General features: G+C 72.1%; 22 protein-coding genes and 1 pseudogene. 12 read left to right on the top strand and 11 right to left on the bottom strand.

The window, feature by feature from the left end; translation table 11 throughout:
- Positions 1–82: 82 nt before the first annotated feature.
- The 3 genes from ER308_RS22680 to ER308_RS02055 all read right to left on the bottom strand — a co-directional run bounded on the left by ER308_RS22680 (position 83) and on the right by ER308_RS02055 (position 3,917).
- On the bottom strand, positions 83–3,064 hold the full coding sequence (locus ER308_RS22680; protein WP_131153466.1) for a helix-turn-helix transcriptional regulator: 2,982 nt from the start codon (positions 3,062–3,064) through the stop codon (positions 83–85).
- Between the two features lie 76 nt (positions 3,065–3,140).
- Positions 3,141–3,341, bottom strand: a complete 201-nt coding sequence (locus tag ER308_RS02060; protein WP_131153465.1) for a hypothetical protein — start codon at positions 3,339–3,341, stop codon at positions 3,141–3,143.
- Between the two features lie 102 nt (positions 3,342–3,443).
- The gene (locus tag ER308_RS02055; RefSeq protein ID WP_240731916.1) at positions 3,444–3,917 is read right to left on the bottom strand and encodes a hypothetical protein; all 474 of its coding nucleotides are present in this window, start codon (positions 3,915–3,917) and stop codon (positions 3,444–3,446) included.
- 123 nt (positions 3,918–4,040) lie between these two features.
- Here ER308_RS02055 and ER308_RS02050 point away from each other — a divergent pair, with 123 nt between their 5' ends.
- The gene (locus ER308_RS02050; protein WP_131153463.1) at positions 4,041–4,631 is read left to right on the top strand and encodes a TetR/AcrR family transcriptional regulator; all 591 of its coding nucleotides are present in this window, start codon (positions 4,041–4,043) and stop codon (positions 4,629–4,631) included.
- A gap of 578 nt (positions 4,632–5,209) precedes the next feature.
- Here the strand turns inward: ER308_RS02050 and ER308_RS02045 are convergent.
- The gene (locus tag ER308_RS02045; RefSeq protein ID WP_131153462.1) at positions 5,210–6,010 is read right to left on the bottom strand and encodes an SDR family oxidoreductase; all 801 of its coding nucleotides are present in this window, start codon (positions 6,008–6,010) and stop codon (positions 5,210–5,212) included.
- A 342-nt stretch (positions 6,011–6,352) separates the two neighbouring features.
- On the opposite strand from ER308_RS02045, the gene ER308_RS02040 reads away from it, so the two are divergent.
- From ER308_RS02040 to ER308_RS21925, 4 genes are all read left to right on the top strand, one after another.
- A complete protein-coding gene (locus ER308_RS02040) occupies positions 6,353–7,555 on the top strand; it encodes a sensor histidine kinase (RefSeq protein ID WP_165491740.1) in 1,203 nt (400 codons plus the stop codon).
- Entirely contained in the window at positions 7,552–8,229 is a 678-nt protein-coding gene (locus ER308_RS02035; RefSeq protein ID WP_240731912.1) for a response regulator transcription factor, read from the top strand. The genes ER308_RS02040 and ER308_RS02035 overlap by 4 nt, the downstream gene beginning before the upstream one ends.
- A 226-nt stretch (positions 8,230–8,455) precedes the next feature.
- Positions 8,456–9,325 (top strand): FAD-dependent oxidoreductase, encoded by an 870-nt coding sequence (locus tag ER308_RS02030; RefSeq protein WP_205745846.1) that lies wholly within the window; start codon positions 8,456–8,458, stop codon positions 9,323–9,325.
- Entirely contained in the window at positions 9,307–9,696 is a 390-nt protein-coding gene (locus tag ER308_RS21925) for an FAD-dependent monooxygenase (protein WP_276319862.1), read from the top strand. The genes ER308_RS02030 and ER308_RS21925 overlap by 19 nt, the downstream gene beginning before the upstream one ends.
- 202 nt (positions 9,697–9,898) lie before the next feature.
- Here ER308_RS21925 and ER308_RS02025 read toward each other — a convergent pair whose 3' ends face one another.
- The 5 genes and pseudogenes from ER308_RS02025 to ER308_RS02005 form a co-directional block, all read right to left on the bottom strand.
- Complete coding sequence (locus ER308_RS02025; RefSeq protein WP_205745845.1) at positions 9,899–10,516, bottom strand: nucleotidyl transferase AbiEii/AbiGii toxin family protein; 618 nt, start codon at positions 10,514–10,516, stop codon at positions 9,899–9,901.
- Positions 10,513–10,722 (bottom strand): hypothetical protein, encoded by a 210-nt coding sequence (locus tag ER308_RS02020; RefSeq protein WP_131153460.1) that lies wholly within the window; start codon positions 10,720–10,722, stop codon positions 10,513–10,515. The genes ER308_RS02025 and ER308_RS02020 overlap by 4 nt, the downstream gene beginning before the upstream one ends.
- 252 nt (positions 10,723–10,974) lie before the next feature.
- Positions 10,975–11,380: pseudogene (locus ER308_RS23015) on the bottom strand (ABC transporter permease).
- The gene (locus tag ER308_RS02010; RefSeq protein WP_205745843.1) at positions 11,380–12,027 is read right to left on the bottom strand and encodes an ATP-binding cassette domain-containing protein; all 648 of its coding nucleotides are present in this window, start codon (positions 12,025–12,027) and stop codon (positions 11,380–11,382) included. The pseudogene ER308_RS23015 and the gene ER308_RS02010 overlap by 1 nt, the downstream one beginning before the upstream one ends.
- Positions 12,028–12,104: 77 nt before the next feature.
- Positions 12,105–12,527 carry a hypothetical protein gene (locus ER308_RS02005; RefSeq protein WP_131153458.1) on the bottom strand — a complete coding sequence of 141 codons (423 nt, stop codon included), beginning with the start codon at positions 12,525–12,527 and terminating at the stop codon, positions 12,105–12,107.
- A gap of 116 nt (positions 12,528–12,643) precedes the next feature.
- Here ER308_RS02005 and ER308_RS02000 point away from each other — a divergent pair, with 116 nt between their 5' ends.
- Positions 12,644–12,853 (top strand): hypothetical protein, encoded by a 210-nt coding sequence (locus ER308_RS02000; protein ID WP_131153457.1) that lies wholly within the window; start codon positions 12,644–12,646, stop codon positions 12,851–12,853.
- A 54-nt stretch (positions 12,854–12,907) separates the two neighbouring features.
- On the opposite strand, the gene ER308_RS01995 is transcribed toward ER308_RS02000, so the two are convergent.
- Positions 12,908–13,297, bottom strand: coding sequence for a VOC family protein (locus ER308_RS01995; RefSeq protein ID WP_131153456.1), 390 nt, complete (start codon positions 13,295–13,297; stop codon positions 12,908–12,910).
- Positions 13,294–13,578, bottom strand: a complete 285-nt coding sequence (locus tag ER308_RS01990; protein WP_131153455.1) for an ArsR/SmtB family transcription factor — start codon at positions 13,576–13,578, stop codon at positions 13,294–13,296. The genes ER308_RS01995 and ER308_RS01990 overlap by 4 nt, the downstream gene beginning before the upstream one ends.
- A 132-nt stretch (positions 13,579–13,710) precedes the next feature.
- Between ER308_RS01990 and ER308_RS01985 the strand changes: the two genes are divergently transcribed.
- From ER308_RS01985 to hepT, 6 genes are all read left to right on the top strand, one after another.
- Positions 13,711–14,265, top strand: coding sequence for a toxin-antitoxin system HicB family antitoxin (locus tag ER308_RS01985; RefSeq protein WP_131153454.1), 555 nt, complete (start codon positions 13,711–13,713; stop codon positions 14,263–14,265).
- A 76-nt stretch (positions 14,266–14,341) separates the two neighbouring features.
- Positions 14,342–15,193 (top strand): DUF4097 family beta strand repeat-containing protein, encoded by an 852-nt coding sequence (locus ER308_RS01980; protein WP_131153453.1) that lies wholly within the window; start codon positions 14,342–14,344, stop codon positions 15,191–15,193.
- 33 nt (positions 15,194–15,226) lie between these two features.
- A complete protein-coding gene (locus tag ER308_RS01975) occupies positions 15,227–16,219 on the top strand; it encodes an ATP-binding cassette domain-containing protein (protein WP_131153452.1) in 993 nt (330 codons plus the stop codon).
- Complete coding sequence (locus tag ER308_RS01970) at positions 16,216–17,004, top strand: ABC transporter permease (protein ID WP_131153451.1); 789 nt, start codon at positions 16,216–16,218, stop codon at positions 17,002–17,004. Before ER308_RS01975 ends, ER308_RS01970 begins: the two co-directional genes overlap by 4 nt.
- 157 nt (positions 17,005–17,161) lie before the next feature.
- Positions 17,162–17,554 (top strand): type VII toxin-antitoxin system MntA family adenylyltransferase antitoxin, encoded by a 393-nt coding sequence (gene mntA, locus ER308_RS01965; protein ID WP_131153450.1) that lies wholly within the window; start codon positions 17,162–17,164, stop codon positions 17,552–17,554.
- The gene (hepT, locus tag ER308_RS01960; protein WP_131153449.1) at positions 17,547–17,960 is read left to right on the top strand and encodes a type VII toxin-antitoxin system HepT family RNase toxin; all 414 of its coding nucleotides are present in this window, start codon (positions 17,547–17,549) and stop codon (positions 17,958–17,960) included. Before mntA ends, hepT begins: the two co-directional genes overlap by 8 nt.
- Positions 17,961–17,998 lie beyond the last annotated feature (38 nt).

Here is a 17,998-nt window from a genome sequence, read left to right as displayed (position 1 = left end):
CTCACAGGACCGCCGTCGCCTGTCATGTCGTTCCAGCAGCCTCCGGCTAGCTGGCGAGCTCGACGGAGCGAACAGGGCGTTGCTATTCGGTCTCGCCGCTGCTCTCGGCGATCCCTTCGCGCACTGCCCAGACGCCGAGTTGGGTTCGGCCCGACAGCCCGGTCTTGGTGAGCAGGTTCGAGACGTGGGTGGAGGCGGTCTTGCGGGTGATGAAGAGGCGGTCGGCGATGCCGGAGTTCGTGTAGCCACGGGCGACGAGGTCGACGACCTCGAGTTCCCGCGGGGTCAGCGCCGCGTGCCGTCCGCGCCCACCGTCGCCGCGTGAACCGCCGCCGTCGCCGCGCCCACTGCGCCCTCCGCCTCGGCCTGCGACGTGGAGTCGCTGCCGCCCGGCCTCACAGCGGTCCCGGCGGGCCCCGGGCCAGTGTTCCAGCCACCTCACCGCGGCGGCGGCGTGTTCGCGGGCTTCTTCGAGACGCTCGCTGCTCGACTCCCCCGCGATCTCACCCCCGCGGACGAGTTGCTCGCTGAGACGGTGGTGCGCGTCGGCGAGGAGCGTCGCTCGTCGTCCACGCCGCTCGGCGGCGACCGCGGTGCGCAGTGCGGTGACGCTCTCGGGCCTCCGCCCCCATGCGGCGTGCACAGCGCCTCGGGCGTGCGCGACGAGCCCGGCGTGGCGCGGCAGCACCGGCGGCGCCTCACGCTCGACCAGCGAGTCGACCAGGCCGGGGTCCACGCCGGCGTCGACCGCGGCAAGGGCAGTGTCCCACCACATCGAGGCGACGCAGGGGCAGACGTCGTCGACGTGCTCGCCGACCCGGCGCAGGCCTTGCTCACCCGCGTCGGCATCACCGCGGAGGGTGCCGAGCGTGGCGAGAACGAACCCGGCGTCGACCTCGCTCTCGGCCGGTAGCGGTCCGCCGCCGAGATCGAGTTGCTCGGCGTGCGCGCGTGCTGCTCGGTCGAGGTCGCTTTGCTCGGCGGCGAGGTAAGCGTCGAGCGAGGCCCGCCACGACGCTTCGTGGGGTGCGAGCGGGACGCGTCGTGCGGCGACGAGCGCGGTCTCGGCGGCACCGAGGTCGCCGGCGGCGACCGCGAGGTAGGTGGCGAGGAGGTCGAGTTTGTGGTCGAGGCGCTCGAGGCCGTAGCGGTCAGCGACATCGCGGGCGTCGGCGAGGATCTCGGCGGAGCGTTCGGTGCTGACGTCGTCGGGCTGCTCGGGGACGAGCCGGTTGTGCAGCGAGCCGGCGAGCGTGTCCACGTCGCCGTGGCGTTCGCTCTCGTCGCGGGCGCGGTTGAGCAGATCGGCGGCGTGGGCGAGATCATGTTCGGTCTGGTGCTCCGGCGAGTCGAGCAACCCGCCGGCCTTGTGCAGCCACGCCTTCGCGAGGGTGCGTCGGTCGCCGATCCGTTCGGCGATCGTCGCGGCTCGGTCGCCGGTCTCGACCGCGGCGGCTGGATGCCGGCGGGTCTGCTCGAACCGCGCCCGGGTCGCGAACGCGTGCGCTTTCGCCGGCGAGTCCGGCAGTGTCTCGGCGGTGGCGACCGCGTCGCCGAGCACTGCCAACGCCGTCGAGGTGTCGTCGTCCCACCAGCGGAACCAGGCGAGGTGGCACCGCGCGAGCGTCGCGGCCTCGAGGTCGCCGGTCTCGTCGGCTTGGGCGGCCCACTGCTCGGCGTGGGCGGCGGCGAGCGCGAAGTCGCCGATCTGCGCGGCGGCGCGCGCGGCGAGCTCGGAGAGTTCGGTGTCGCGGCGCGAGGCGAGCGCGAGCTCGGCCGCGGCGAGCGCTTCGCGGGGCGCTCCGGCGTGCAACGCGCCGCGAGCCGCTTCGTGCGCGTGCGCGGCGGCCTCATCGGTCCGCTCGGCGCCCGCGGCATGGTGCGCCAACGTGGCGTGGGCGACGTCACCGCGCTCGCGCAGCGCGTCGTGCGCCCGGGCGTGCAACGAGCGGCGCACCGTGTGCAGCACCTGGCCGGCGACGGCATCGGCGACGAGCGCGTGGCGGAACCCCAGCCGAGCGTCGGCGGCTTCCTCGAGGACGCCGGCGCGAACGAGTCCGGCAGCAGATTGGGCGAGTGCCGCCTCGTCGGTGTCCAGCGCGGCGGCGATGGTGGCCAGATCGACGCGACCGGCGAGGACCGCGGCGGCTTCGAGCAGCCGCCACGCGGCCGCGTCAATGCCGTCGAGGCGGCGCAGCGCGGCCTCGCTGGTGCTCCACGGCAACTCGGCGGTCGCGAGCGCTTCGGGGTCGGCCAGGCGTGCCCCGGCACGGGCGTGGGCGCCGCCGGCCCCGGCGTCGAGGAGCTCCTCGACGAAGAACGGATTGCCGCGGGTCCGGCGGCGCAGACGCTCGACGACCCCGGCGTCGACGGGGCGGCGGTAGGCGTGCTCGAGGAACTCGTGCAACTCCGCGGCGATGAGCGGCTCGACGGGGATGTGGCGGACGGTGCTCTGGCGTTCGAGCTCTGGCAGGGCGCGCGCGAGCGCGTGGCGGCGCTCGAAGTCCTCGGGACGGAACGTGGCGACGACGAGGAGCGGCTCGCGGCTGCGGGCGAGGCGCGTCAGCACTTCAAGGCTCGCCGAGTCGGCCCAGTGCAGATCCTCGAGGACGACGACCGCGGGCCGCGAGCCGGTGAGGTGACAGACCAGCGCGACGCCGGCGCGGGCCAGCTCCTCCTGACTGTGGGTGTGGCCGTCGTCGGGGTGGTCGGCGAGGCGGACGAGCGGGTCGAGCAGGTGCCCGATCGGGTGCCGCCAGCGCTCCAGCGGTTCGGGGACCGGCTCGAGGAGGGCGGCGTGGTCCTCGGCGAGGTCGCGGACCAGGCCGAACGCACGGTCGGTGTCGCCCTCGCGCGCCTGGCCGACCAACGCCGGCACGTCGGCGGGCAGCTCTCCCGCGAGCTCGCGCAGCAGCCGCGTCTTGCCGATACCCGCCTCGCCGGTGACCAGCGCTACGACGGGCCCGGTCTCACAGTGGACCGCGTCGAGGCTTCGACGGAGCTCGTCAAGGAGCCCGCCGCGACCCACCATCGTCGGCAGCCGACCGGGTCTAGAGGCGAGCATCGCTCTATCATAGGCAGCAGCGGTCGGGACACAGCGCCCCCGGTCGCGGGTCAATCGCGGGGCTGGGCGCGTCGCGTCACTGGGCCGCGGGCACAGTCACGAGGACGACGAGGATGACCGTGGCGAAGGCCGCGCCGAGCGCCATCGCGCGGGCCAGGGCCACGCGCGGCGCCGGCCGGCTGACAGGTGCCGCGCGGCGGCGCGCGGCGGCGGCGCGCAGGCCCTGTTGCCGCTCCTCGGCGACGACCTTGACCAACTCGTCCTGGATGAAGTGCATGGCGTGCTCCTGGTCGGTTGAGGAACACGATGCGCGTCTCAGGCACCCCGCCACCTCGGGCACATGCCCGAGATTCCGGCGCCATCCGGATTCCGGCGCGATCTAGCCCAGGTCCGCCACGGTCATGCCGGTGACCGCTAGGAGTCCGAACGCGACGCCCCAGAGGGTGATCGACACCAGCTGCCAGCCGATCACCGCCGACCGGCTCGCGCCGAAGGAGACCATCGCCGCCGCGGTGATCTGACTGGGGAGCACGGACTGTCCGAGCAGGCTCACCCCGGGTACGCCGAAGCGGTCGAACATGCGCCGGAGCTTGCGTCGTCGCGACGAGGGCTCGGTAGGCTCGTCCGAAGCGAGGCGCCCGCGCGCCGCTCCGGCTCCCATGACCAGCACCAGCATGGTCACGGCGTTGCCGAGGATGGCCACGGGGATCGCGGCAGCGGGATGGACGCCCGCGACCACGCCGATGACCGAGCCGAAGTAGGACTCGACGAAGGGCACCGCCCCGGCGACCAGCACGCCGAACCAGGCCAGCAGCTCAGGCAGGGACTCCGTGAACGACTGCAGTTGCTCCACCACGGGAACCTCCGGGGATCGGGCGGGGATCGGGACAGCGCAGTCCGGATAGTACACTGTGCTAGCACGCTGTGCTAGCATGGTCGGCAACGGTCGGGAGTTGACCGTCGGCGAAGGACGGCGATGAGTACCGAGCGACGGGCCGAGATCCTGCGTGCCGCCCGCGAGATCGCGATGCGGGGAGGGCTCGCAGCGATCAGCGTCCGCTCGGTGGCAGCGGAGGCGGGCATCGGGGCCTCGACGCTGCGCCACTACTTCCCGACCCAGCGGGAACTGCACGACGCCGTGGCGGCGGCGTTGATGGACGAGCAACTCGATGACCTGCGCATCGCCGATGCCGGACTCGATCCGGCGGCGCGGCTGACCGAGTGTCTCGCTCAGTTCCTCCCGCAGAGCGACGAGCGCATCCACGATCTGGACCGGTGGCTGGCGCTGCACCACGCCGTCCGCAAGGGCGAGGCCGACCCCGCACCGTTGGCGGCGATGAGCGCGCGCGCCGCCGAGCGGATCGACGCCTGGTTGGAAACCCTGGCCGAGGAGGGTGTGCTGCGGGACGCGCCCCGGCAGCGGCACCTCGCCACGGTCCTCGCGGTGGTGGACGGGGTGTGCCTCGGGTTGCTGACCGGCACCAGCCTGGCCACCGTCGCCGACGCGCTCGAGGTCGTGGACGCCACGGTCCGACACACGGTCGTCGCGTCCGGGCGCGCCCCCTAGTCGATCGTCGCCTGCGACATCCAGCAGCCGGTCGGCTCGCGCAGCCCGCCCTCGCCCCTTACCGAGCTCCCATCCCGCCGAGCAGGAGGTTCCCATGTCGGCAACGCTCAAGATCCTCACGGCCGTCGCAGGGGTTGTGCTGACCGTCGTTGGTGCTCACGCGCTTCTCGGCATCTTCCCGACCGACAGGAACGTGCACCCACCGCTCAGCCCTGCGCCGAAGGCGCCGGTACTCTGGATCGCCCACAGTCGGCGCGTCGGTACCTGCACTAACAGGTGCTCGGGAAGATCAGGAATCGTACCGCTCTACCGAGCGCGAGCCTGTGGAGTCGAATGTTTGCTTTGGTTCCGTGCTCGCCCACTGACGGCCGAGGAACCACAGTCCGCGAAGTCCGAAGGCTGTCAAGACGCCGAACGTGAAGCGAATTTCGCCCGTCCCGGCGGCCAGTTGGGCGAAACTCCAAAGCGCGTACCCGAGAGCGAGTGGAGAGGCCACGAGCGTGCTCGACGACTGAGCGGTGGCGCCGCGACCGTCCGGCGCGGCCTGGGCACCCCGAAGAGGGCCCGACGGGCGGGGATCACACGAAGTGGATGCCCCCGTCGACGATGACCGACTGGCCGGTCATGTAGTCGCTGTCGGGCGAGGCGAGGTAGGAGACGAAGCCGACGACGTCCTCGGGGCGCTGCATGCGTCCGAGGGAGATCATCTGCTCGGTGTACTTCTGCTTCGCCTCACCCGGCTCGAGGCCCTCCTCCTCGGCGAGGCGTTCGTCGATGAGGTCCCACATGGGCGTGTCGACGATGCCGGGGCAGTAGGCGTTGACGGTGATGCCGTGCTTGGCCCATTCCGCGGCGGCGTTCTGGGTCAGGCCGCGAACGCCGTACTTGGAGGCGACGTAGTGCCCGAGCATGGGGAACGGCCGGTGCGCGACGAGCGATGCGGCTCCGATGATCTTGCCGCCGCGGCCCTGCTCGATCATCTGGCGCGCGGCGGCGGTGTAGGTGAGGAACATGCCGCGCAGGTTGATGCCGAGCATGCGGTCCCAGTCCTCGGCGGACACCTCGAGCAGTGGCTTCACCTCGGCGATCCCGGCGTTGGAGACCATCACGTCGAGCTGACCGAGCTCGCTGACGAGCCGCGCGACCACGTCGTCGGGACCGCCGGCCTCGGAGATATCGCCGGGCACCACGGTGGCCCGGACCCCGCGTGACTGGACCTCGGCGGCGAGGTCGTCGAGCGCCTCACGTTGGTCGGGGAGGTCATTGAGAGCGACGTGCAGGCCGTCTTCGGCGAGTCGGCGGGCGATGCTCGCGCCGATGCCGGACGCGGCCCCGGTGATGCACGCGACACGCTCGGTGGTGTGGGTGGGGGTGGTCATGGCCTACCTCACAATCGCTCGGGTTGGTGTCGGTCGGTCCTGCGATGCGCCGGCCATGTACCCACTGTCGGGCCGTCGACGCTCCAACCGCCTTCTCGCGGCCGGCGGGAGAGGCCTCGTCGTGGTCGACGGCGGCGGGGTTGGCGGCGGCTCTCGGGGGTGTCCGCCCCTCTGGCGAGGGGCCATCGCAAGGTTGGGCACGAGCGGGTCTACGCCCTCTGGGGTAGTCGCGTGCCGGTGGTCTGCGACGAGGCGCGTACCGCGGTCACGCTGGACGGCCGACGCGGGCGGGGCGGAATGCTGCGTACCATCAGCGGCGTCGGAGGAGGAGGAACCGGGCCCATGGCGTCTGTCCGTGACGGGGTGCGCGGCGTGGTGGGCCGGTACCGGCGATATCGCCGCGCGGGCGGTCGGGCGAGGTCGTGGGTGCCCGATGTCGGGTTCGCGACGGGGGTGTGCGCGGTCGCCTTCGCTTCGCTGGCGTTGTCCGACGAGCCTGCGGTCCGGGCGGTCGACGTCGGCGCCTATGGGCTTCTGGCTGGGGGGTCTGCGTTGCTGCTCCTGCGGCGCCGCCAGCCCGTGGCGGTTCTCGCCGCGGTCGCTGTGGTGGCCCTGATGTCGTTCGCGTTGGGCTACCCCGGTGGCCCGCCGACGGTGGTTCTGATGGCCGCGATCTACGCGGCGGCAGCGGCGGGGCGACAAGCTTGGACGTGGTCGGCGGTCGGGCTGTTCGCGGGGGTTGGCTCGGTGTACCGGGCGCTGGTCGAGGGCGACCCGCTCGTGACGATCGCGTTGAACTCGGCGTTGTTCGTGCTCGTCGCGTTGCTCGGTGATGCGGTGTCCAGCCGCCGTGCACTGCGGGGGGAGGCCGCGGCGCGGCTTCGTCACGCGGAGGAGGAGCGCGAGCGGGACGCGCAGCGGCGTGTGCTCGACGAGCGTCTCCGCATCGCTCGTGAGCTCCACGACGTGATGGCGCACACCCTCAGCACCGTGACGGTGCAGGCCGGCGCGGCGGCGGACAGCCTCGACGAACGGCCGGAGGCTGCCCGCACCGCCGTGGCGACGATTCGGGGCAGCACCCGCCAAGCGATGTCGGAGCTGCGGGCGACCGTCAGCGTCCTGCGCGACGGCGACCAACGCTCCGGGCTCGCTCCCACCCCTGGACTCGTGGATCTGCCGCCGCTGATCGAGTCGGTGGAGCATGCGGGCCTGACCGTCGCGCTGCACGTCGAGGCGGGTGAGCGGCCGTTGCCGGCCGCCGCGGAGCTGACCGCTTACCGACTGGTCCAGGAGGCGCTGACCAACGTGGTGCGCCATGCCGGTGCGGCCACCGCGACTGTCGTCGTTGCGCGTGAGGGCGACACCCTCGTGGTGACGATCGACGATGACGGGTGCGGCACTGCCGCGGTCAGCCAGCCGGGCTTCGGGTTGCAGGGAATGCGCGAACGCGCAGAGGCGGTCGGTGGCTGGTTGCGCGCGGGTCCGCGGGCCCAGGGAGGGTTTCGCGTCGGGGCGGACCTGCCGGTCGGGGAGCTGACGCGGTGACCGCCTCGAGCGAACCGGTGCGGGTCCTGCTGGCCGATGACCAGACGCTCGTGCGCGCCGGGTTTCGGCTGATCCTCGAACGCGACGAGGGCATCGAGGTGGTCGGGGAGGCCGGCGATGGGCAGGAGGCCGTCGACCTGGCGCGACGGCTGATGCCCGACGTCGTGCTGATGGACGTGCGCATGCCGCTCATGGACGGGCTCGAGGCCACGCGTCGCATCCTCGCGGACCCGCGCACCGAGGCGAGCAAGGTCGTGGTGCTGACCACGTTCGAGGTGGACGACTACGTGTTCGACGCGTTGCGCGCCGGGGCGAGCGGCTTCTTGCTCAAGGAGACCGACCCCGCGGAGCTGCGCCAGGCCGTTCACGTGGTCAGGTCGGGGCAGGCGCTGTTGTCGCCGAGCGTGACCCGACGGGTGATCGCGCAGTTCGCTCGCGCCGCTGACCAGCGCCCCACCGAGCCCGAGCGGCTCGACCGGCTCACCGCGCGGGAGCGCGACGTGCTCGCTCTGGTCGCGGAAGGGTTGACCAACGACGAGGTCGGCCAGCGACTGTTCATGAGTCCGGCCACGGCGAAGACGCACGTCAGTCGAGCCATGAGCAAGCTCGATGCCCGTGACCGTGCACAGCTCGTCGTGATCGCCTTCGAGACCGGCCTGGTCGGGCGAGGCTAGCTCCCCCGGGTGGGGTCGAGCCGGGTGGGGTCGAGCCGGGTGGGGTCGAGCCGGGTGGGGGTCGAGCCGGCGGGACGCCGGCTGCGTGGTCGCGTACCCCGCCAGCGGCACCTCCTCGACGCGGCGGTACGCCCATTGACGGAGCCGGATCGCGACGCTCGGCGGACGACGGCGCCCGACTTCTTGCGGACTATCGGTGTCGACACCGAACGCAAGGGAGGGCGACATGGGACAGGACCGCACCGCGCTGGTGATCGGGGGAGGGGTCGCCGGACCCGTCGCAGCCGAGGCGCTGCGCCGAGCCGGCATCGAGGCGGTGGTGTACGAGGCGTACGCCGACAGTGCCGAGGACGTGGGCGCGTTCCTCGGTCTCGGGCTCAACGGCATCGACGCGCTCCGCGCGGTCGACATGGACGCGCCGGTGCTCGACCGGGGGTTCGCCACGCCACGGATGGTGATCGCCAACGGCAACGGCCGGGTGCTGGCCGATTTCCCGAACGGCGGGACGCTGCCGGACGGGACGCGCGCGATCACGATCGCCCGCCCCGACTTGTGCGCCGCGCTGCGTGAGCAGGGCGAGCAGCGCGGCATCCGCATCGAGCACGGCCAACGGCTGGTCGACGCCCGTGCGACCTCCGAGGGGGTGCGGGCGGTGTTCGCCGATGGGAGCACCGCCGAGGCGGACCTGCTGGTCGGCGCTGACGGGATCGGGTCCGCCACCCGGCGGGCCATCGACGCGTCCGCCCCCGAGGCGAGCTACGTCGGATTCCTCAACACCGGGGGGTACGCCCGCGGGCTCGACCTCGACACGGAGCCGGGCGTGACCCACCTCGTCTTCGGTAAGCGCTGCTTCTTCGGCCACGTCAAGGCACCGGACGGGACGATCTGGTGGTTCGCCAACCCCCCGCGCGCGGTCGAGCCTGCACCCGGCGAGCTCGCGGCGATCTCACCCGACGAGTGGCGCAGCCACCTCATGGAGCTGTTCGCCGAGGACCGCACGCCCGCGATCGGGGCGATCGAGCACACCGACCGCATCTTCGCCGGCTGGGTCACCTACGACATGCCGTCGGTGCCGACGTGGCACCCGAGCGGATGATCATCATCGGCGACGCGGCCCATGCCGTGTCCCCCTCGGCCGGGCAGGGCGCCTCCATGGCCATCGAGGACGCGGTCGTCCTCGCCCAGTGTCTGCGTGACGTGCCGGCCATCCCCCGGGCGTTCGAGCGCTACGAGCAATTGCGCCGCGACCGCGTGGAGTCCGTCGTCGCTCAGGGCCGCCGCAACGGCCAGGGCAAGACGGCCGGCGCGTTCGGGCGCGTCACCCGCGACCTGTTCATGCCGCTGGCGATGCGCGCGATGTTCCGAGGTGGCCGGGACCCGTTCCGGTGGCAGTGGGACCACCACATCGACTGGGACGCGCCCGTGACCAGCCCAGCTCCCTCGGTGGCGCTCCCACCACGGCAGTAGCCACGACGCGCCGCTCGGCGATGTCGAAGCGGGCCGGCGCGAGCACGCTCGTTGCTTGGCCCACTCGCTCCGAGTCCGTCTCGACCCGGCCGGCGGGTTCGTAGGTGCCCATCACCCGTGACGCAGCAGCTGGACGAGGTCGCCGGCTGGAAGGCGCGACTCGTAGCCGGTGAGGCGAATGGCCGCGGCCCGGTCGACGGGGCTATCCGTCCGCGCCGGCTGCCGTGTCGCCCCGATGGTGTGCGTTCACCAGCTCCTCCCACGCGGCCAGGAGGTCACGGCCCCGATGGGTCCCACGCTGGACGATTCGGTGAAGCGCGTCCGTTGCCCGGGCTCGCTCTTCCCCGTCGGCGACGCCGAGGAGCGCGACGAGATCCACGTCGTCCTGAGGGCGCTGTGCCTCGCGCGACAGCAGCTTCAGGGCCAGGAGGTGGCCGATGCGGGCGACCGGAACGATCAGGCCGGGGAAGACCTCGAGCGCTTCGGCATCGTCGGTCAGTTCCTGCTCGATGCCGGAGGAGGCGAACAGCAGGTCCGCGACCGCCGTTTCGTGGCCGGGTTCCGAACCGAGCCGGACCGCGGCCAGTCGCTCCAGCGAGTCGTGCTCGAGGGAGGCCAGCAGCACGTAGGGCGGCACCAGCCGGCGCACGACTTCTTCCGCGGCCGTGTCGTCGGCGACGGCGACGGCCAGATCGACGTCACGGGTGAAGCGGGGTTCGGTGTGGGCCGACACGGCGAGGCCCCCGACGAGCGCGAGATGCACGCCCGCCTCCCGGAGCCGGTCAACGAGGTCGCGGAGGGTGCGCTGCAGGTCACTCACTCGTTGATCCGCAGCGTGACCGGTGTGCCGGAGCCGTCCCCGTGTTCGGCGCCCGGGCGTTCCCGGAGCCAGGCCGCCAGGCGCCGGTCGATCTCCTCTGCCGACGCGTCTGGACAACGGCGGCGGAGGTTCTGGCGCATCATGGCGACGCCGTCCTCGTGCAGCGCGAGGGCCGCGCGGAGCCGCTCCGCCCGCTGGTCGTCCATGGCGCCATTGTCGCAGAGCACGGCGCCGCGTGCCCTCGGGACGCCCTTGGCAGGCGCTGCCTCAGGTACGAGAGGTCGGCTCCGCCCGGCTGCTCGACCTCGGCGAGTCGCGCGGCGTCCAGCACCGCCAAGGTGACGTTGTCCAGCCCGCGTGCCACCGCGGTGTCGCGGGCGGATGGAGATCATCAGGCACAGCGGTGATCTGAGGGCGCTCACCGGGCTTCTGGCCTGGGTGCGAGCCCCATTGAGCGCTCAGGTCTCCGACGGTCGGGGGAGGGGTTGGAGGCGGTGGTCGGGGGTGAACAGGCGGCGGGTGAGGCCGAGTCCGACGATCGCGCTGGTGGTGGCGACAGCGCCGAGGACGAGGAACATGACGACGGCCTGGACGAGGACGGCGTCGACGGGATGGACGCCGGCGAGGACCGGCGTAGGCCGTCATCGCGGCGACCCACAGCCACGACCACGCCAGCGACCGGTCGGGGTCGAGCACCACCGCCAGCGTGCCGCCGACCAGCAGCAGCTGAACCATCGCGCGGGCCGCGGACCAGGCGATGCGCCGTTCGAGGCCGAGACGCTGCCAGCCGGAGATGCCGACGGCGACGGCGACGAGGGCCAGCGAGGCGAGCAGGCCGAGCGCAGTGACGTCTCCCTGCCCCATCATGATGCTCCTCCATCGGAGAGGAAGGTGTCGAGCTCGGCGACGTCGCGGAGTCCTTCGGGGGTGCCCGCGTGGACCAGCGCTCCGTCGACGAGGGCGAGCACGCCGTCGGCGATGCGTTGCAACTGCGCGAGCTCGTGGGTGACCCACAGCATCGGCGTCCCCCGGGCCGCCAAGTCGACCGCGAGACGCTCGAACGCGTGCTTGGGGGCGGCGTCCAGCGCGGAGGTCGGCTCGTCGAGCAACAGCGCCTCGCAGTCGGCCACGAGCGTGCGTGCCAGGCAGGCGCGTTGGGCTTCGCCGCCCGAGAGGCTGTCGGCGTCCCGGTCGAGCAACGCAGGGTCGAGTGCGGCGGCGGTCAACGCGGCGGCGAACCGGTCGTCGTCGCCGGCGGGCGCGGCGACGACGAGGTTGTCGCGGACCGTGCCGGCGAACGGCGTCGGCGTCTGGAAGACCATGCCGACGCGGCGGCGGAGCTCAAGCGGGTCGAGACCTGCGAGGTCGGCGCCGCGATAGGTCACCGTTCCGGTGGTGGGCACGTCCAGCCGGTTGCACAGGCGCAACAGCGTCGACTTGCCCGCCCCGGACGGGCCGATCACCACGGTGATGCCGGACGCCGGCACCTGTGCGCACACGTCGGTGAGCACGGCGGTGCCGTCACGTTCGACGTTGACGTGATGGAAGGTGAACAGGTCTCGTGCGGCGGCTGTGGGCGCAGGTTAGGTCATTGCGCGCCCCGGACGGGTCGGTGCAGGTCGAGGGCCCACGAGTAGCCGACGAGACAGGTGAGCTGGACCAGGAACAGGTAGAGGAGGAAGAGCACGGCCGCGCCGAGCTCCTCGGAGCCGCCGTAGGCCCGGCCCACCTCGACGCCGATCTCGAGCAGCAGCACCCAGCCCAGCGACATGCCCGCGAGGAAGCTGCCGGTCGCGCCCGAGGCGACGAGCAGCGGGCCGAGCGCGACGGGCACGGGCGTGAACGCCCGGTAGGTCACGGCGAGGACGACCCAGCCGCCGAGCCAGGCCGCCCAGAAGCTGAGGCCCGCCGCCAGCAGCATCACGTCCTGCGCGGCGAGCCGCCTGCGGGTCGCAGGCAGCGACGCGCGCAGCCAGGCGAGGACGTGGCGAGCGGCTGCCGGCAGGTGCATGCGCTCCCTCAGCCCTGGGGTGTCCTCGCCGGAGGCCAGCACCCGAGACGTCTGTTGGCGAGCGATTGTCGGTCCCTGGTGAGCGCGGCAGCAAGACGAGGTAGCGTTGATCTGCGATGAGCGAGGATGGGGACGAGGAGGGGGACGGAAACGGCTTCAGTCCCGTGATGGCGATAGCTCTGGGACCCACCTTCGGCGCGCTCCTCGGCATGCTGGGGATCACCGTGACGGACCACATCGGGCCGGCTATCGCGATTGGCGCGGCCATCGGACTCATGTTCGGCGCGGTGATCTACGCACTCTTCGGTCAGCACGAGGAGCCGTAGCCCGAAGCGCGCCTCGCGGGCGGGAGTGCGCAGTCCCGGGTGGGCACGGGCGGGTCACCAACGGTCGACGATCTGGATGAGGTTGCCGCAGGTGTCGTCGAACACGGCCATCGTGACGTTGCCGAGATCGGTCGGGGGTTGGGTGAACTCGACGCCGCGCTCGGTGAGCCGTTCGTACTCGGACTGGACGTCGTCCACGCCGAACTGCGCCAGTGGGATGCCGTCCTCGACGAGGGCGTCTCGGTACGGCTTGACGGCGGGATGGCCCGCGGGCTCCAAGAGCAGCTGCGCACCGTCGGGCTGTTCGGGTGACACGACCGTCAGCCACCAGGCGTCGTCGCCGATGGGGATGTCGTGGTGGGCTTGGAAGCCGAGGACGTCGGTGTAGAAGTCGAGGGCTGCCCGCTGATCGTCGACGAAGACGCTGGTGAGGTGGATCTTCATGAGGCGTCCTTTCCGGGGTTCAGCCACCGCTGGGTGAGGTCGGCGAGGGGTTCGCGGTTGAGGTAGTGGAGCTTCGAGCGCCCACGCCACTGCACCGTGACCAGGCCAGCGGACTCGAGCACGGTGAGGTGCTGCGAGATCGCCTGCCGGCTGGAGTTGATGCCGTGCCGGGCGATGAGCAGGGAGCAGATCTCGAACAAGGTTTGTCCGTCGCGGGTGGCCAGTTCGTCGAGGATCAGACGGCGGGTCTCGTCGGCCAGGGCCTTGAACACGTCGGTCACACGGCAAGATTACGCAAGCAGTCACTTGCATGTCAAGGGATTTATGCGCGCGGCCTGCGCCGGTGTGGCGTCTGTGTCACTTGAGCCAAGATGGCACTTGCCGTGGTGCCGTACCGGTGCCATACTGCCGCCATGGATCTCACTCCGTACATCGACCGTTTGCGCCGTGACCTGGCCGTGGCCGCCGAAGCCGGTGGTGACGAGGCCCGCGCGCTTGCGGACCGGCTCTCCGCGCCACTCGAGTCGGCCGCGCAGCTCGTGCTCCTCGAGGCGCTGACCGCTGCCACCGAGGAGATCACCGTCGAGCTCGCCCCGGGCTCGGTGGAGGTCCGCCTACGCGGCCGCGAGCCCGACTTCGTGGTGACGCTGCCCCCGTCCGCCGAGGGAGCCGACGTCTCCGCCAGCGACGACGCCGACCGGGCGGGCTCCGAGCCGGGAGGGCTGGCGCTCGGCGTGGCCGGACGGGACGCCTTCGCCGACGAGGGGGGCACGGCACGGCTCAACCTCCGCCTCCCCGAGACGCTCAAGGCCCGCATGGAGGAAGCAGCCCGCGCCGAAGGGCTGTCCCTCAACGCCTGGCTGGTCCGCGCGGCGGCTGCGGCGCTCGACGCCGGGGAGCGGCGGAGTCAGCACGCCCGGCCCGGGGGCGCCAGCGGCGGCCAGCGCTTCACCGGCTGGGTTCGGTAGCGGGCCTCCGCCACTCCACCCGCCACCGAGCCGGCGCCACACACCGCCCCCGCCCTGCACGCCCGAAGGGAGCGCCATGCAGACGTTCCACACGCCCGAGCCGATCACCGCGGTGATCGACGTCGCGCTCGGTGCGGTCCACCTGATCGCGAGCGACCGGACGGACACCGTCGTCACCGTGAACCCGAGCGACCGCACGCGCGAAGCCGATGTTGAGGCGGCCGAGAAGACCCGCATCGAGCACGACAGCGACGGGCTCGCGGTCCGCGGTCACGCTCCCAGTGGTCTCGGCAAGCTCGTCGGACCGAGCTCCCGTTCGGGATGGGTGTCGGTCGTGATCGAGCTGCCTGCGGGCTCGGACGTCGAGGTGGACGCACAGGTCGGCGACGTTCGTGCCGACGGTCGTCTCGGCGAGGTCCGCGTCAAGACGAACGGCGAGATCCGGTGCGACGACACCGGCCCGGCCCGGCTCGAGACACGCGCCGGCGCCGTGACGCTCGGTCGTGCCGGCGGACGGGTGACGGTCGTCGCTGCCGGCGAGGTGCGCATCACCGCGGTCCAGGGCGAGGCCGAGGTGAAGAACCTCAACGGCCGCACCTGGATCGGTGAGGTCACCGGCGAGCTGCGGGTCCGCTCGTCCAACAGCGACATCACCATCGGCCGGACCCACGGGCCGATCGAAGCCAGGACCGCGAACGGCGCGATCAGCGTGGGCGAGGTGACCGGCGGCAGGATCAACCTCGCGACGGGCTCCGGCCAGGTCGACGTGGGAATTCACGCGGGCACCGCCGCCTGGGTCGACGCACACTCGCGCTTCGGGCGGATCACCCGGGACCTCGACGACGCGCACGGGCCCGGGGACGACGGGGCGACCGCCGAGATCCGCGCCCGCACGTCTTTCGGCGACATCGCCATCCACCGCGCCTGAGCAGGGGCGCATCCGCACGAGGGAGGAACCCCCATGCCCATCGCACCCAACCCGCCAGCGATCGCCGCCACCGGCCTGTGCAAGTCCTACGGCGACCACCTCGTCCTCGACGGCATCGACCTGCACGTCGCCGAGGGGACCGTGTCCGCGCTGCTCGGCCCGAACGGGGCCGGCAAGACCACGATCGTGAACATTCTGTCCACGCTGGTCGGCGCCGATCAGGGCCACGTCGAGGTCTTCGGTCACGACCTGACCGCCGAGCCCGACGAGGTTCGCGCGGCGATCGGTCTGACCGGCCAGTTCTCCGCCGTCGACGAGGTGTTCACGGGCCGCGAGAACCTGCGGCTCATGGCCGATCTGCACCACCTTCCACGGGATGCGGGGCGTCGACGCGTCGCCGGACTGCTGGAGCGCTTCGACCTCGTGGACGCCGCCGACACGCCGGTGCACACCTACTCCGGCGGGATGCGGCGACGGCTCGACCTCGCCATGACGTTGGTCGGTCGGCCACGGCTGATCTTCCTGGACGAGCCGACCACCGGCCTCGATCCCCGCAGCCGCCGTGGCCTGTGGGAGATCGTCCGCGAGCTCGTCGCCGACGGGGTCACGGTCTTTCTCACCACCCAGTACATGGAGGAGGCCGACCAGCTCGCCGACCGCATCGTCGTGCTCGACCGTGGGACGGTCGTGGCCGAGGGCAGCCCCGACGAGCTCAAGCGTCGCCTGCCCGGCGGGCACGTCCAACTCGAGTTCGCCAACGTCGACGACCTCGAGGCGGCCGCGACCCGTCTTGACGCAGCCGTGCGCGACGAGGCGGCGCTCGCGCTGCGCGTGCCCGGCGACGGCAGCCTGCAGACGCTGCGTGGGCTCCTCCACGAGCTCGACGCGGCCGCGGTCGACGTCGCCTCGTGGTCGGTGCACCACCCCGATCTCGACGACGTCTTCCTCACCCTGACCGGGCACCCGACCGCGACAGCCGGCTCCGAGCCCGCGTCCGCCGCACCGACCACGGAGAACGAGTCATGAGCACCATGGCCCGCACCCTGCGCGACTCGACCACGATGGCGCGGCGCAACCTGCGCCGCCAGGTCCGGCTGTCGCTGATCGTCTACCAGCTGGCCGTCCCCGTCGTCCTCCTGCTGCTCTTCGTGTACGTCCTCGGCGGCACGATGGGTGATGGGCTCGGCGTGCCCGAGGGCGGGCGTTCCGCCTACCTCGCCTTCGTCACCCCGGGCATCCTGTTGATCGCCATCGCCGGTGGTGCCACGAACACCGCGATCGCCGTGACGATGGACATGACCGAGGGCATCATCTCCCGGTTCCGCACCATGTCGATCGCCCGTGGATCGGTGCTCACCGGACACGTCGTCGTCGGCGTCCTCCAGGCGGTCGCGGTCGTCGCGGTCGTGGCGGGACTGGCGGTCCTGCTCGGGTTCCGCCCCACCGCGGGGCCGTTGGAGTGGCTGGCCGTCGCCGGCGTGAGCGCCCTCATCGCGCTGGCCATGACCTGGCTATCGGTCGCGTTGGGTCTGGTCGCCAAGAGCGTCGAGAGCGCCAGCAACCTCCCGATGCCGCTGATGCTGCTCCCGTTCCTCGGCAGCGGGTTCGTACCGGTCGAGTCGATGCCCACCGGGATGCGCTGGTTCGCCGAGTACCAGCCCTTCACCCCCATGATCGACCTGTTCCGCGGGCTGCTCACCGACGCCCCGATCGGCAACAGCGCCGTGGTGACGATCGCCTGGTCGCTCGGGATCGCGCTCGCCAGCTACCTGTGGGCGCGCCGCAGCTACGAACGGGTCACCGACCGCTGAGCGCGGCCTTGAGCGCGGGTTCGAGTCCGGGTTGGCGACCGAGCCAGGGGCCCGGACGCTCATGCCCCCGATGGTCGAGACCCGATGCGCACGCCGCTGACGAGGGCGGTGGGCGTCAGTGCCGTCGACACCGGGTGCGGCGTGGCACGATGCGGCCATGACGCCCACCGCTCGCTCCGAGGACACGTCGCTCGACGCGGCCGTGAGGTTGTTGCGCGCGGCCGGAGCGCTGTTCGTGTTCTTGCACGGCAGCCGAGCCGAGGGGACCGAGCGGGCGGACTCGGACGTCGATGTCGCGGCGCTCTTCGATGGCGAGGTCGACGAGGCGGAACTTCGATCGCGTCTGCCGGCGGGGGTCGATCTGCTGGTGCTCGATCGGGCGCCGCTGGAGCTGGCCGGGCGGGTGGCGTTGCATGGCCGCCTGCTGGCCGAGGCCGACGCGGCGCGTCGGGTCGAGTGGCAGGCCATGACCCGCAAGGTCTACCTCGATGAGCGTTTCCGGGTAGAGCAGGCGCGAGCGGACTTTGCCGAGGCGTGGCGCGGTGGTTGACCCCGAACGGCTCGCCCGGCTGCTGCGCAGCGTGAGCGACGACGTGGGCCGCTTGGAGCCGCATGCCTCGGCGGCGCCCGAGGACGTGCTCGCCGACGACGTGCGGCTCGATCACGTGAAGTATCGGTTCATCACCACGATCGAGGCGGTGGTGGACGCGGCCCATCACATCTGCGCCACCGAGGGCCTGCGTAGCCCCGCGACCAACGCGGACGCCGTGCGCGAGCTCGCCGAGCATGGCGTGTTGCCGCGGGAGCTCGCCGACGAGGTGGCCCGCGCGGTCGGGTTCCGCAACGTGCTCGTGCACCGCTACACCGAGGTGGTGGACGAGCACGTGGTCGCGCAGCTCGCTCGTCTCGCAGCGCTGCGGGAGTTCGTGCGAGTCGTCTCCGAGCGCTACCTGTAGACGACGACGCCGCTTGACTGGGCCGGAGGGCACGGCTT

The organism is Egibacter rhizosphaerae, assembly GCF_004322855.1.
GTDB lineage: Bacteria > Actinomycetota > Nitriliruptoria > Euzebyales > Egibacteraceae > Egibacter > Egibacter rhizosphaerae.
This window is presented reverse-complemented; position numbering and strand designations above follow the sequence as displayed.